Origin of the sequence: Flavobacterium sp. 120 (genome assembly GCF_003633605.1) — a bacterium.
In the GTDB taxonomy this organism is placed as follows: Bacteria; Bacteroidota; Bacteroidia; order Flavobacteriales; family Flavobacteriaceae; genus Flavobacterium; species Flavobacterium algoritolerans.
Genome location: NZ_RBKZ01000001.1, coordinates 2,286,871 through 2,301,915, shown reverse-complemented (window position 1 = coordinate 2,301,915; position 15,045 = coordinate 2,286,871). Strand labels below are relative to the sequence as shown.

The window sequence follows — 15,045 nt, the reverse complement described above, 5'->3', positions numbered from 1 at the left end:
ACTACCTATCTTTTACATTTTTTCCAAAAATTAATTAAACTCATAGAACATTCATGTTTGATATTTCTGCATTAAAAGAAATGAAGCTTTCTGAGCTTCAAGAAATAGCTAAATTAGCTAAAACCATAAAATTTAACGGTGTAAAAAAAGAGACATTAATTAGTCAAATATTAGAGCATCAAGTGGTAAATGTTGATTCAGCATCAGATACAAAAAAAGAAAATAACCTTGATGACGATAAACCTAAAAGAGTTAGAATAGTTCCTGTAAAAAAAGCAGCAATTCAAAAAGCAGTAGCAAACTCTCTTTTTGAAAAAGAAGAAGTTGCAGCTGAAATAAATGCTCCAGTTGAAAATAATCTTCCAATTGAAGCTGTTTCAAAAGAAGAAGAATCGGCTCCAAAGCCAGAATCTGAAGGGAATGAGAAAAAAGTAGGTAAAATTATTAAATTTAATAAATCAGCTTACGAGAAGAAAATTGCTTTAAAAAAGGATAAAGAAGAAGTAAAAGAAGCAAGCACTGAGAATGTGATAGTTGCTGATACAGCAACTGAAGAGAAAACAGAAGCTCCTGTTGCTCCAGTAAAAAAGATAAATCCAAACCAATTACATAAGCAGAATCCAAATCAGAATCCGAACCAAAACCCAAATCAGAACGGGAATGGAAATGGGAATGGGAATCAAAATCCAAATTTTAAAAATAAGAAAAGCAATTTTGCTGCTTCTGATTTTGAATTTGATGGAATTATAGAAAGTGAAGGCGTTCTAGAAATGATGCCGGACGGTTATGGTTTCTTGCGTTCTTCTGATTACAACTATTTGGCTTCGCCAGATGATATTTATTTATCGACTTCACAAATCAGATTGTTCGGTCTTAAAACCGGAGATACCGTAAAAGGTGTGGTTCGCCCACCAAAAGAAGGAGAGAAATTTTTTCCATTAGTTAGAGTTTTAAAAATAAATGGACACGATCCTCAAGTGGTTCGTGATAGAGTTTCATTCGAACATTTAACACCAGTTTTTCCATCTGAGAAATTTAAATTGGCCGAAAAACAAAGCACTATTTCAACGCGAATTATTGATTTGTTTTCACCAATAGGAAAAGGACAGCGTGGAATGATTGTGGCGCAACCTAAAACAGGTAAAACGATGTTGCTTAAGGAAATTGCCAATGCAATAGCGGCGAACCATCCTGAAGTATATTTGATTGTTTTATTGATTGATGAGCGTCCGGAAGAGGTTACGGATATGCAACGCAGTGTGCGTGGTGAAGTAATTGCTTCAACATTTGACAGAGAACCGCAAGAGCATGTGAAAATTGCAAATATCGTTCTTGAAAAAGCAAAACGATTGGTTGAATGTGGTCACGATGTAGTGATTCTATTGGATTCCATTACACGTTTGGCCAGAGCGTATAATACGGTTCAGCCTGCTTCAGGTAAAGTATTAAGTGGTGGTGTGGATGCAAATGCATTGCAAAAACCGAAACGTTTCTTTGGTGCTGCCCGTAATGTAGAAAATGGAGGTTCATTAAGTATTATAGCTACCGCATTGACTGAAACTGGTTCAAAAATGGACGAAGTTATTTTCGAAGAATTTAAAGGTACAGGAAATATGGAATTGCAATTGGACAGAAAAATTGCTAACAAACGTATTTTCCCAGCTATCGATTTAACTTCTTCAAGTACAAGACGTGACGATATGTTATTAGACCAAAAAACATTGCAACGCATGTGGATTATGAGAAAATACCTTTCGGATATGAACCCGGTGGAAGCAATGGATTTCATTAATGACCGTTTCAAGAAAACGAAGAATAATGAAGAGTTTTTAATTTCAATGAATGATTAATCAAAAAGTTTTTAGTTTAAGGTTTAAAGTTTGAAAAACATTGAACTAAAAAAAGAATGATATAAAAAAAGTCCTCGATTTTCGAGGACTTTTTTGTGAATTATATTTATGGTTTGAAACCTTAAGATTCTTCAGTTTTAATAGCTTTTGCAGGTTTTTCAGCTTTTTCTACAGCTTCTTTTCGTTCTAATAAAGCCATATAAAATCCATCAAAACCAGACTCTGAAGCCAAGATTTTTTGGTCTTTAATAAAATTGAATTGTTTACCAATGTCAGTTGTCAAAAAACGTTTTACCTGTTCTTGATTTTCAGATGGTAATATAGAACAAGTAGCGTACACTAATTTCCCTCCCGGTTTTACAATTTTAGAATAGCTTTCTAAAACCTCCGATTGTACTTTACGGATGTTATCGATAAATTCCGGTTTCAATTTCCACTTCGCATCTGGGTTTCTTTTCAGAACTCCTAAACCGCTACATGGCGCATCAATTAAAACACGGTCTGCTTTTTCGTGTAGTTTTTTGATGATTTTTGTTGAGTCAATAATGCGGTATTCAATATTGAAAGCACCGTCTCTTTTGGCTCTGATTTTTAATTGCTTCAATTTACTTTCATACAAATCCATAGCGATTAATTGCCCTTTGTTTTCCATCAAAGAAGCAATGTGAAGTGTTTTTCCACCAGCACCGGCACACGTATCAACAACACGCATTCCTGGTTTTACATCAAGGAAAGCAGCCACTAATTGTGAGTTGGCATCTTGCACTTCAAAGAAACCTTGTTTAAAAGCATCAGTCAAGAAAACATTGGCTCTTTCTTTTAATACTAAAGCGTCAGGTTGATTCTTTAATGTTTCAGTTTCAATGTTTAAATCCATCAAAATAGCACGTAGCGCTTCTCTTGTTGTCTTAAGCGTATTTACCCTTAAAATTACTCTTGCCGGTTGGTTTTGAGCTGCTATTTCAGTTGCCCAAACTTTCTCGCCTAATTCTTTAACTCCCAATTCATCCATCCAGTCTGGAATAGATTCTTTTAAAGCTCTCACTTTAGAAAGTTCGTCAAAACGTCCTTTTATTTTTCTTTCAGGAGTTCCTTCCAGCTGACGCCAATCCGGAATAGGATAGCCTCTTAATACTGCCCAAACAGAAAACATTCTCCAAAGATTGTCTCTGTCAAAAGGTTCTTTTACTTCGGCTATTTCTGCGTATAATCTTTTCCAACGTACAATTTCGTAGATGGTTTCGGCAACAAACTTTCTGTCAGAGCTTCCCCAACGTTTGTCTTTTTTTAAGGATCTTGCTACCACTTTATCAGCATATTCACCTTCATTAAAAATGGCGTTTAATGCATCTATTGTTGTGTAAACTAAATTTCTGTGTAATCTCATTTTGAATAATTGAGGTGCAAAGGTAGGTTTTTTTTATGTGAGTTTTTGTATTTGTGGCTTAGGAGTTTATAACAGTGTTGCTTGGAAATAGTTGTGCAATACATAAAAACAAAAAAGTTTTTTTTCTGATAAAGAAAAAAACTTTTTTGAAATGAGATTTAAGGAAAAGAAAATACTGGAAATTACATATTAGGATTAGACTTTTCTATTCTTTTCATATTGATAATTTCCGGTGGATGAAGGACCATAGGAAATTGTTCCACTTTTACGGAGCTATTGTCTAAACCAAAAGCTTTTCCTTCGGATAAACTGAATTTTTTCAAAACGAAATAAGTATTCATTACAATTTTTTCAAAGAAAGTTAAATCGCTGTCATTAGAAAGAAACTTTTCGGATAAAACAAATTTGAAATCACCTATAATATTGTTCTTATTTAAGGATTCATAACGGCTGGAAATATCCATTTCGCCTTTGCTAACCATATCCTTGATTACTTCTTTGAACATTAAGTTTATTTTGGTTGGTTCTCTAAAGCCCAAGTAAAAATCAACTCTATATAAATCGTCTTTCAGAATTTCTGTAACTCGGTATTCTTTTTTATAAGGTTCGTTTAATACATTCACGTGTATAAACCAGTAGATGTCAGCTCTTTTGGGTCTTTTTCGAAGTATGGAGTACATTACTTTTTCTTCGATTTCATCGGATCGGGTTGCGTTTGTCATGTACACTAAATGCGTCGCATATTTAGGGATTGTTTCATCATGACTCAACTCACCAAGTACTTTTACATAATCGTCAATTTTAACAATTTGCGTGTAATTTTTACTGATTTTCTTGGCTAAAAACCAAGTGCTCATTATGAAAATCATGAATATTGCCACAAATAAAGTTACATAGCCACCTTCCATAAATTTAGAGACATTAGCATACAAAAAGCCAATTTCTATGGTAGCGTATAATGTAATTAATGGCGTCATAAAATACCATTTGACCCTTTTCATTATCAAATAATAATTTAAAAGCGTAGTGGTCATCATCATTCCTAAAATTATGGATAGGCCATAGGCATGCTCCATATATTTAGATTCCTTGAAATATAAAATGATCCCAACGCATCCTACAAAAAGCAGCCAGTTTATAGAAGGAATGTATAATTGTCCTTTTACGTCTGTTGGGTAGTTGATTCTTACTTTTGGCCAAAAATTCAAACGCATGGCTTCATTAATCAATGTAAATGAGCCGCTTATTAAGGCTTGCGAAGCAATAATTGCAGCAAATGTGGCAATTACAATTCCAATGGGTTGAAACCAATCGGCCATGATTAAATAAAACGGATTGTGATTGGAACTTCCTAATTGTGCTAATGTTTTTCCTTCGTGCATCAGTAAAAATGCTCCTTGTCCAAAATAATTAAGGATTAAAGTAGTTTTTACAAAAATCCAACTCACTCTGATGTTACGTCGTCCACAATGTCCCATATCCGAGTACAATGCTTCTGCTCCAGTTGTACATAAGAATACTGCTCCCAGAATTAGAAATCCTTCGCCACCTTTATCTGAGGTTAATAATTTATAGCCATAATACGGATTAATGGCTTTGAAGATTTCAACATTTTTAAAAATTTGGATGCATCCTAAAATTCCAAGCATAGAAAACCATACTAACATGGTAGGCGAAAAAAACTTACTTACCAGCTTAGCTCCAAATTGTTGAATACTGAATAGTATGAAAAGTATCGCGATTACAATTGGGATTGTTGGGATATCTGGTTTAAAAATGTGCAATCCCTCAACTGCGGAAGAAACGGAAATAGGAGGTGTTATGATGCCTTCGGCTAATAATAAACTTCCCCCAATAATGGCAGGGACAATTAGCCATTGTATTTTAGTTTTTTTGACTAGAGAATATAACGAGAAAATTCCACCTTCACCATGATTGTCCGCATTAAGGGTAATGATTACATACTTTAATGTAGTTTGTAAAGTCAATGTCCACAATATACACGACAAACCACCTAATATTAATTGACTGTTTATGGCATGTTCTCCAATAATGGATTTCATTACATATAATGGTGAAGTACCAATATCGCCATAGATTATTCCTAAAGTAATCAATAAACCAGCAGCAGAAAGTTGACTGTGTATGTTTTTATGCGATGTGCTCATGAAAAATTTTTAAAAAACTTTTCAAAGTTACTATTTTAGAATAAATTAACAGTAATTAATGAAGAAAAGATAATTAAAGCACAGTTTTTGACACTGTACTTTAATTATATGGTATAATTATTTAATTCTTGTCAAACCTATCTTTTCAGGTGCATGAAGTACCATTGGGAATTTCTCTATTTTTACGGAACTACTGTCCAAACCAAATGCTCTTTCTTCTGATAAACTTAATTTTTTAATTAAGAAATAAGAGTTCATAATTATTTTTTCATGCCATCTTAAGTCACTATCGTTAGAAAGGAATTTTTCGGATAATACAAATTTGAAATCACCTATGATGTTATTTTTATTCAAAGATTCGTATCTGCTGGTAATATCCATTTCTCCTTTTTGAACCATATCCTTGATTACTTCCTTAAACATCAAGTTAATTTTTGTAGGTTCTCTAAATCCTAAATTAAAGTCTACACGATACAAATCATCTTTAACAATTTCGGTTACTTTATATTCTGTTTTATAGGGTTCAGTCAATATATTCACATGGACAAACCAATAAATATCAGCTCTTTTAGGTCTTTTTTGTAAAATAGAATACATCACTTTTTCTTCTATCTCATCGACTCTTCCGGCATTAGTCATATACACTAAATGGGTGGCGTATTTTGGGATTGATAAATCAGCACTTAATTCAACAAGTACTTTTTTGTAATCTTCAATTTTAACAATTTTAGTATAACTCTTGTTGATTTTCTTAGCCAAATACCAAATAGTCATTACTGATATCAGTGCAATAGCTATAAAAAGCGTTACATAACCACCATCAGCGAACTTAGTGATATTTGCTGCCAGAAAACTAAATTCGATTATTAAGTAAATGGTAATCAGTGGTACAATGAAATATAATTTTACTCTTTTCATTATCAAATAAAAATTAAGTAAAATAGTGGTCATTATCATGCATAAAATGATTGCTAAACCATAAGCATGCTCCATATTACTGGATTCTTCAAAGTGCAATACGATTCCGACACAACCAAAAAACAATAACCAGTTTATCGACGGAATATACAATTGCCCTTTTAATTCAGTAGGATATTTGATTTTTACTTTTGGCCAAAAATTCAATCGCATCGCCTCATTTATCAATGTAAAAGATCCACTGATTAATGCTTGTGAAGCAATTACAGCAGCAAGCGTAGCTATTACAATTCCTATAGGTTGAAACCAGTCTGGCATTATTAGATAAAAAGGATTTCCGTTTTTTCCACCCAAACTTTGCAATGTTTCTCCTTCGTGGTGTGTTAAATAAGCGGCTTGACCAAAATAATTAAGTACTAAAGCGATTTTTACAAAAATCCAACTGATTCTGATGTTTTTTCGTCCGCAATGTCCCATATCTGAGTACAATGCTTCAGCACCGGTAGTACAAAGGAATACAAAGCCTAAAACAAAAAAGCCTTCTGGATGAATGGTCAATAAATGATACGCGTAATACGGATTGATGGCTTTTAAAACCTCGGTATTTTGAGAAATTTGTGAGATTCCAAGAACTGCAAGCATTGCAAACCAAATCATCATCATTGGTGCAAAAAATTTACCGACTAATTTGGTCCCAAATTGTTGAATGGTAAAAAGCACAAATAGGATGCCTATAACAATTGGGATTGTATTAATTTCAGGGTAATAGGTTCTGATTCCCTCAACTGCAGATGATACTGAGATAGGAGGAGTGATAATTCCATCAGCAAGTAATGCACTTCCACCGATTATTGCGGGGACTATTAGCCATTGGATTTTTGTCTTTTTGACTAAAGCGTATAAAGCAAAAATTCCACCTTCTCCATGATTATCAGCACTTAGCGTAATGATGACATATTTTATAGTGGTTTGTAAAGTTAGTGTCCAAAAAACACATGAAATTCCGCCTAAAACAATATCAGCATTAATAACATGATCCCCAAGTATGGCTTTCATTACGTATAATGGTGAAGTTCCAATATCACCGTAAATTATTCCTAATGAAATTAATAATCCACCTAATGTCCATTTACTATGGAGGTCTTTGTGTGAAGTGCTCATGAAAAAATTTTAAAAAACTGGTCAAATTTACACTTTTAAAATAAATTAACGCTTTTTATACAATAAAAAAAAACACGGCGTTATGAGCCGTGTTTTTAAAGTTTTCTATTGAAGTTTTTTAAGATCTTCTATTGTTCTCTCTTGAAGAATTTCCTCTTTGAGATTCACTTCTTTGTGGAGCTGATTCTCTTGAGGAATTACCTCTGCTTTGAGATTCTGCTCTTTGTGGAGCTTCTTGTCTGGAAGAATTTCCCCTGTTTTGTGACTCTGCTCTTTGTGGCGCTGCCTGAGTAGAAGGACTAGTTCTGTTTTGAGAGTAATCTCTTTGAGAATTTCCTCTTTGTGGCGCTGCCTGAGTAGAAGGACTGGTTCTGTTTTGAGAGTAATCTCTTTGAGAATTCCCTCTTTGTGGCGCTGCCTGAGTAGAAGGACTGGTTCTGTTTTGAGAATAATCTCTTTGAGAATTCCCTCTTTGTGGCGCTGCTTGAGTAGAAGGACTGGTTCTGTTTTGAGAATAATCTCTTTGAGAATTTCCTCTTTGTGGCGTTGCCTGACTAGAAGGATTAGTTCTGTTTTGAGAGTAATCTCTTTGAGAATTTCCTCTTTGTGGACCTACTTCTCTCGAAGGATTAGTTCTATTTTGAGAATAATCTCTTGATGAACCTGATCTTTGTGGAGTTGTTTCTCTTGATGAACCAGTTCTGTTTTGAGAATAATCTCTTTGATTTCCTGTTCTTCTGTTAGAGTAACCAACCTCGTTTCTTGAACCTCTTCTTTGATCTAATTCATAACGGTTAGTTACATTAGCATTTCTTCTGGAGAAGGAATAATTCGGGTGTTGTCTTTCATAACCATTTGAGCGTCTAGAGCTGTGTAGAACAATTGCGCGCTCACTTCTTCTGTAATTAACATAATTGTAATTATTGTTAATGTTCAAGCTAATGTTGATGTTATTTCTATATCTGAATATTGGAAATGGATTCCATGCATAATAATAGGAAGGATAATATCCCCAATACCATGTAGAGTAATAAGGACGGTAATTAGCAGACCAGAATGAAGCATAAATTAGTGGAGTACTATAATATACAGGCTCATAAATATAATTTTGACCATACATGTATACATCTCCTACAACTTGAACGTGAATGTTGTTATTTCTGTCTTTTTCAACGTCAATTGTAGCAACATCTTGATATACGTCTCTATCTATAACAGATTGAATGATGATTACGTGAGTCCGATTTTCGACAGTTTCAATAACTCTCAAATAATCAACTTCATTGTCATTATTCAAATCTAAATTTGATATTTGTAGTTCGGGGTCATTCAGGCGTCTTTCAAAATCTTGTAGATTTCTAGAGTCACCAAAAATAGAAGCAACAGCTCTCAGATCAAGATTGTCACTGATTTCATTATTCATTGCATTTACTGATGTTCTATCTTGCGCCTGTATTTGAGTTGCGAAAACAGTAGTCAATAAACTCAATAGTAGTAGTTTCGTTTTCATAATTAATTGAATTAAGTTTATCCTTATTTTTGATTATCCAATTACTGTGCCAATTAATTTAAACCATGTTTACTATTCTTATTATTAATTGTAAATTAGCCCTAAAATGTATAAGAAAATGAGAACTTCTTTTTTGATTCTATTGATTTCAATTGTTTTGATATCCTGTAAAACAGCTGATTTTGCTGTGAAAAATGATGCTAATACTGAATTTAAGTCTATTGTGGTAGATACATTATTTCAGGATAAAATAAGTATCAGGGCTGTTTTAATTGATGCAAATAAAATTTGGTTTGCAGCTGATAAAGGGAGATTTGGTTTTTTTAATTTGGATAATAATCAAAAATTTGAAAGCAAGATTATCAAAGATTCCTTGAAGCTTGAGTTTAGAAGTAATGCCAAAACAAAAAAGCATATTTTTATTCTAAATGTTGGGAATCCAGCTTTGTTATATCAAATTTCAAAAGACGGAAAAGAAACAAAATTAGTGTATCAGGAAAATCACGAGAAAGTGTTTTTTGATAGTATGCAGTTTTGGAATGATAAAGAAGGGATAGCGATGGGAGACCCAATTGCTGATTATCTGAACGTAATTATTACTCGTGATGGCGGAAATTCATGGAATAAAGTCCCATCGGATAAATTACCAAAAGTGATGGATGGAGAAGCAGCTTTTGCGGCAAGCAATACTAATATTATAATCAAAGGAAATCATACATGGATAGTTTCCGGTGGAAAAAAATCTAGAGTTTTTTATTCTCCTGACAAGGGAAATTCATGGAAAGTGTATGATACTCCAATAGTTCAGGGGAAATCAATGACCGGAATTTTTACGGCAGATTTTTATGATGCTCAAACTGGATTTGTTGCCGGAGGAGATTATGAAGTGCGAAATCAAAATTTTTCTAATAAAGCAATCACTGCTGATGGTGGAAAAACATGGAAGCTAATAGCAGAAAATCAAGGTTTTGGATATGCTTCTTGTGTGCAATATGTTCCTGGAAGTAACGGTAAAGGGCTGGTAACAGTTGGTTTCTCAGGAATATACTATTCCTCGGATGGTGGTACTTCATGGAAACAATTTTCTACAGATTCTACTCTCAATACGATAAGGTTTATAGATAACCACACAGCAATTGCAGCGGGACAAAATAAAATGATTCGCATCAGTTTTAAATAATGAAAAACACCCTAAGTCTAATATAATCAGATCTTAGGGTGTTTTTTTTGAACTAATAAAAATAAAAAGATTATTTTTTTTGACCTTTGTTACGGTATTGTTGTAGCAATTTTCTATTGAAATCTTCTTCAGCTTTTTTTAGTTTAACTATTTTTACGGCTGGTAAAATTGTTCTCACATTTTGCATGAATTTTTTTCGCAATAAAAATAACTCTTCTTCAGTATCTTCAATTTGGGCCAAAAAGGTATTTGCTTCTTTTTCAGTTATTTTATCCAGCGAGCCATCATTCATTCTTCTCATATACGTTTTCATTTTCTGATGTCTCAGTTCAAACTGTTTGTCATCAAATGTATTGTATATTGGCCAGAATCTTTCGGCTTCATTAGTTGTTAAGTCTAATTCAGTCGTAAAAAAAGCTACTTTTAAAGCTTTTATTTGTTCTTTTTTCTCTTTCATACTTTCGCCTTGAGCGTAAAAGTTAAAAGAAACGAATAGTAATAGTATTGGTAATAATTTTTTTATGTTCATTTCGTATTTATTTAATTATAGCTTTGAATGAAAGCTTTACAGTCTAGTTTATTCTAAAATAAGATTTTCTAAGTTTGAATTTGTTGACAAATGGTCTTCAATCGCATCATCTCCTAAAACAATACCGGTTTTTATGTTATTAATATCTTCGGTTTCTAGTACACTTATCAAGTCATATTGGTTTACATTAGATTGATACGTAATGTAATTTTCTAAAGCCGCAGCGTCTAATTCTTTTGTGTTTGTCGAAGAAGGAATTAAAATTGGAATCATCAAAGCAAGTACTAAAATTGCTGCTGCCATCATAATTAAAGTTTTTCTTTTTTGGAAAATAGAAATTACTTTCGGCTCGTTTTTAGGTAATTGCTCCATCATTTTGATTGAAAAATTTTCAAAATAATGGTCTGGAGTTTTAAATCCAGTTTCAATTTTAGGTTCGTTCTCTAATTTAAATGTTTTCATAATATGCTTTAGACAGTGTTACAGCTAAAAGGTTTAATTTGTCGAAACAAAAGCTTCAATTTTTTTTACGGCAAGATGATAAGATGCCTTTAATCCACCAACAGTGGTTCCCAGAATTTCTGAGATCTCTTCGTATTTCAGTTCTTGAAAATATTTCATTTTAAAAACCAATTGTTGCTTTTCAGGCAATAATGCAATCGCTTTTTGTAATTTTATTTGAATTTCATTTCCGTCAAAAAACACGTCGGATTCCAGATTATCAATAGTTTTGTTTTGTAAAGTTTCTGATGAAATACCACTCGTTTTTGATTTTTGTTTCAAAAATGTCAAGGATTCATTAGTTGCTATGCGATACATCCATGAAAAAAGTTTGCTTTCTCCTTTGAAATTTTTCAGATTTTGAAATATTTTTATAAAAGTATTTTGCAATACATCATCAGCATCATCGTGATTCAAAACGATGTTACGAATATGATTGTATAACGGTCTTTGATAATCTTGTAATAACTGCTGAAACGCTTGATTCTGCGTTTTAGAGTTTAACAATTGATTTATAAATTCCTGTTCTTCTTGCAAAGCGATTATTTAAGAGTTAGAATAGAATTTATCAAAAAGGTTTAATCTATTTATAAAAGATTAAAATTCAGATTGTTCTTCTTCTTTATTTATTACTGGTGCAGGCGTTTTTACGGCCTCTTCTTTCTTGACAGCAGCAGGAGTAAAAGTAGTTACAGGAATTACTTTGGGTTTTATTGGATAGTAAATTTCTGTAACCCATTTTGAAGGGTTTTTAATTTCTGTTTTGCTGATGGTGAAATTCTCTAAATGAGAAAATGTAGGGTCAAGAACAATTCGATTGGTGTTAATGTGTGTTTTTGCTTTATCCAAAGCTTTTTTCGAATGCGAATAATCTCCGGTTAAAGTAGTTTTAATGGCTTCGAATGGTTCCAGTTTTCCAGTTAAAATATCACTTCCTGAACTTGTTAAGATTTGGTTTTTTATAGGTACACAAAACGATAATTTAGTCAATCCTTTTACGGGATCATAAGTGTGATAAATTATAAATGGTTTTCCGTTTAATTCGATATTATTTTGTTCGCAAAAAGTAATCATTTTAGGGAATACAATTTGAGCATTTTTAATGACTTTTGAAATTTCACTGGTAAAGGTTTGTCTCAGATAAAACGTTCCAAGTTTTTTTACTAATCCGTTTACTTTTACGGCATAAGTATTTATTTCAAAATCAAGAGTTTTGTCTAAGTTAGCTAAACTCTTTTCATACGTTTTGCCTATAATTTTATTTATACCTCCATTAAAAGCGGTATAAACTTTCATGGTGAAACTCATTTTTCCAGTAGTTTTCCATGTTACTTTTGTTCCGCCGATAGTATCTTTAAAACTCCAAAAAACAGATGATGAAGTTCCATCATAATTCATTTTTTGAGAAATACTGTCATTTTCTTTTACAAAAAGGGTCAACATATCACCATTACCTTCTTTTCCTTCCCATGAAAAGGAAGCTCCGGAGCCAATTGTTTTTTTAGGATAGGTAATTTGCATTTCAGGATCTTCAACAATCCAGGAACTAAAATCTTCCCAGTTTCTATAATCATTAACAAAATTAAATACGGTGGATTTTGGAGAATTTATGATTTGACTTCTTTCTACGGTAAAATCTCCTTTTTGAGTTGCCACAAAAATGGATAGCGCCACAAAACTTAGCAATAGTAAAAGAAATAAGTATTTTAAAATCCTCATAATATACAGGTTTGTTAATTTTTGTAAAGTTAAAGATTTTATTTACAAGTCATCGAAAGTGTTAAATAAATATGGATTATTTTCTAAATAAGGGATGTTTGTCTGTTTGTTTTTGGTTTGAATTTAAAGCAGGATTTACAATTTTCGATTGTTTTCAACGGATTTTTTTTCGAAGAAAAAACTAAATAAGGATAGTGGTTTTATTTATTAAGTATTTGTTGTTTAGTGTTTTAAATTAAATAAAAAAGTCCACTAAATAGTGGACATCATTTGTTTGTTTTAAAAAAACTAACGTTTGAAAAATACTTTTATCAAAAATAAAATTCCAATAAAAATTACAAATCCTATTAGAATCTTGTAATTCCCCTTATAAAACTCTTTATGGATTTTTAAATCTTTTCGATAGGCATAAATTGCAGCAATAACAAATGCAACAAAAAATAAGCCTGCAAACACTAATTGACCTTGACTAAACATAGTTTAAATTATTTCCGGCAAATTTAGGTAATAGTTTAGAAATAGTTGCTAATTTGCCTTTTCATTTAACAAAATAAAAAGATGCAAAAACAGATAAACTCAGTTAAAGAATTTCATACGGCTTTTAAAATTGGGCACAGTGAAATTCCTACAGCTAATTTAGGGGAAAGTAAACACACGCTTCGTTACAACTTAATGAAAGAGGAAAACGAAGAATATCTTGAAGCAGTTCAAAACAATGATTTGATAGAAATTGCGGATGCATTGGGTGATATGATGTACATCCTTTGCGGAACCATTATTGAACATGGTTTGCAGCATAAAATTGAAGAAGTCTTTGACGAAATTCAACGTAGTAATATGAGTAAGTTAGGGCAAGATGGCAAACCTATTTATCGTGAAGATGGGAAAGTCATGAAAGGGCCTAATTATTTTAAACCAGATTTCTCTAAAATATTTGAGAAAGGAGAATAGTGTTTCAAGATTTATTTACTTACAAGACATAAAAAAAAGCGATTTTCAATATGAGAATCGCTTTTTTTAATATTATAAAACCTTAGAATTATACTTTAACAGTCCATCCAAAAGTATCTTCTTCTAGTTTATTTTGAATGTTTTCCAATTTAGTTTTTAGTTGTAAAGCCATTGTGAATTCAATTTTTGGCAATTCATAATAAACATCCTGATAAGAAAATCCAGAAATTGGACTTACTACAGCAGCCGTTCCTGCACCAAAAATTTCTTTTAAACTTCCGTTTTTAGCAGCTTCAACAAGTTCAGATACTAAAACAGAACGAATTTCTACATTTATACCTATACTTTTTGCTAAATCAATAAGTGTTTTTCTAGTCACACCATCAAGAATTCTTTCGCTTGTAGGAGCAGTTAGTAATGTATCATTTATTCTAAAAAATACATTCATAGTACCTGCTTCTTCCAGTTTGGTATGCGTTGCATCATCAGTCCAAATTACCTGTTGAAAACCTTCTTTATTTGCTAAATTAGTTGGGTAAAATTGAGCGGCATAATTTCCGGCAGCTTTTGCAGCTCCTATTCCTCCATTTGCAGCTCTACTGAAATGTTCCGCAATAAGTACTTTTACATCACCAGAATAATAAGAACTCACTGGCGATAATATAATCATGAATTTATAGTCATCAGAAGGATTAGCAATAACTCCAGTACCAGTTGCAATCATAAATGGTCTGATGTACATAGAATTTCCTTTTCCTTTTTTAATCCATGCTTCGTCTAATTGTAATAATTGATTCAGACCGCTCATGAATATCTCTTCAGGAACTTCCGGCATAGCCATTCTCACTGCAGACGTATTAAAACGCTTATAGTTTTCATCAGGTCTAAAAAGCCAAACGTCATTATTATCATCTTTATAAGCTTTCATGCCTTCAAAAATCGCTTGACCATAATGAAAAACTCTTGTAGACGGGTCTAACAAAAATGGTGCGTAGGGTTTAATGACTGGTTTCTGCCATTCCCCATTTTTATAATCACATTCAAATAGATGATCTGTAAAAACAGAACCAAAGCTTAAGTTTGAAAAATCAACTTCATTTATTTTTGAAGAGGTCGCTTTTATTGTTTCAATTTTGTTAGTTTGAGTAGTACTCATAGTAATGTATTGTTT

Annotated in this window: 12 protein-coding genes; 3 read left to right on the top strand and 9 right to left on the bottom strand. The window is 32.5% G+C overall.

Annotated elements, in window-relative coordinates; translation table 11 throughout:
- Nucleotides 1-53 precede the first annotated feature (53 nt).
- Nucleotides 54-1,850, top strand: a complete 1,797-nt coding sequence (rho, locus tag C8C87_RS09810) for a transcription termination factor Rho (RefSeq protein WP_121342475.1) — start codon at nt 54-56, stop codon at nt 1,848-1,850.
- A gap of 121 nt (nt 1,851-1,971) precedes the next feature.
- Here the strand turns inward: rho and C8C87_RS09805 are convergent, their stop codons facing one another.
- From C8C87_RS09805 to C8C87_RS09790, 4 genes are all read right to left on the bottom strand, one after another.
- Entirely contained in the window at nt 1,972-3,237 is a 1,266-nt protein-coding gene (locus tag C8C87_RS09805) for an RsmB/NOP family class I SAM-dependent RNA methyltransferase (protein ID WP_099714849.1), read from the bottom strand.
- A gap of 182 nt (nt 3,238-3,419) precedes the next feature.
- Complete coding sequence (locus tag C8C87_RS09800; RefSeq protein ID WP_121342474.1) at nt 3,420-5,405, bottom strand: KUP/HAK/KT family potassium transporter; 1,986 nt, start codon at nt 5,403-5,405, stop codon at nt 3,420-3,422.
- 117 nt (nt 5,406-5,522) lie between these two features.
- Nucleotides 5,523-7,484: a KUP/HAK/KT family potassium transporter gene (locus C8C87_RS09795; protein ID WP_099714851.1), complete on the bottom strand. Its 1,962-nt coding sequence runs from the start codon at nt 7,482-7,484 to the stop codon at nt 5,523-5,525.
- 118 nt (nt 7,485-7,602) lie between these two features.
- Nucleotides 7,603-8,994: a hypothetical protein gene (locus tag C8C87_RS09790; protein ID WP_121342473.1), complete on the bottom strand. Its 1,392-nt coding sequence runs from the start codon at nt 8,992-8,994 to the stop codon at nt 7,603-7,605.
- 118 nt (nt 8,995-9,112) lie between these two features.
- On the opposite strand from C8C87_RS09790, the gene C8C87_RS09785 reads away from it, so the two are divergent.
- Entirely contained in the window at nt 9,113-10,174 is a 1,062-nt protein-coding gene (locus tag C8C87_RS09785; RefSeq protein ID WP_121342472.1) for an oxidoreductase, read from the top strand.
- Nucleotides 10,175-10,244: 70 nt separating this feature from the next.
- On the opposite strand, the gene C8C87_RS09780 is transcribed toward C8C87_RS09785, so the two are convergent.
- From C8C87_RS09780 to C8C87_RS09765, 4 genes are read right to left on the bottom strand one after another with little or no spacing between them, the layout of a single operon-like run.
- Complete coding sequence (locus C8C87_RS09780) at nt 10,245-10,703, bottom strand: sensor of ECF-type sigma factor (RefSeq protein ID WP_099714854.1); 459 nt, start codon at nt 10,701-10,703, stop codon at nt 10,245-10,247.
- Between the two features lie 48 nt (nt 10,704-10,751).
- Nucleotides 10,752-11,165 carry a hypothetical protein gene (locus tag C8C87_RS09775; protein WP_121342471.1) on the bottom strand — a complete coding sequence of 138 codons (414 nt, stop codon included), beginning with the start codon at nt 11,163-11,165 and terminating at the stop codon, nt 10,752-10,754.
- Between the two features lie 33 nt (nt 11,166-11,198).
- Nucleotides 11,199-11,741 carry an RNA polymerase sigma factor gene (locus C8C87_RS09770; RefSeq protein WP_121342470.1) on the bottom strand — a complete coding sequence of 181 codons (543 nt, stop codon included), beginning with the start codon at nt 11,739-11,741 and terminating at the stop codon, nt 11,199-11,201.
- Between the two features lie 60 nt (nt 11,742-11,801).
- Nucleotides 11,802-12,923: an SRPBCC family protein gene (locus C8C87_RS09765; RefSeq protein ID WP_121342469.1), complete on the bottom strand. Its 1,122-nt coding sequence runs from the start codon at nt 12,921-12,923 to the stop codon at nt 11,802-11,804.
- Nucleotides 12,924-13,481: 558 nt separating this feature from the next.
- Between C8C87_RS09765 and C8C87_RS09755 the strand changes: the two genes are divergently transcribed.
- Nucleotides 13,482-13,874, top strand: a complete 393-nt coding sequence (locus C8C87_RS09755; protein WP_121342468.1) for a nucleoside triphosphate pyrophosphohydrolase family protein — start codon at nt 13,482-13,484, stop codon at nt 13,872-13,874.
- Nucleotides 13,875-13,962: 88 nt separating this feature from the next.
- Here C8C87_RS09755 and C8C87_RS09750 read toward each other — a convergent pair whose 3' ends face one another.
- The gene (locus tag C8C87_RS09750) at nt 13,963-15,030 is read right to left on the bottom strand and encodes a branched-chain amino acid aminotransferase (RefSeq protein WP_099714860.1); all 1,068 of its coding nucleotides are present in this window, start codon (nt 15,028-15,030) and stop codon (nt 13,963-13,965) included.
- Between the last annotated feature and the right edge of the window lie 15 nt (nt 15,031-15,045).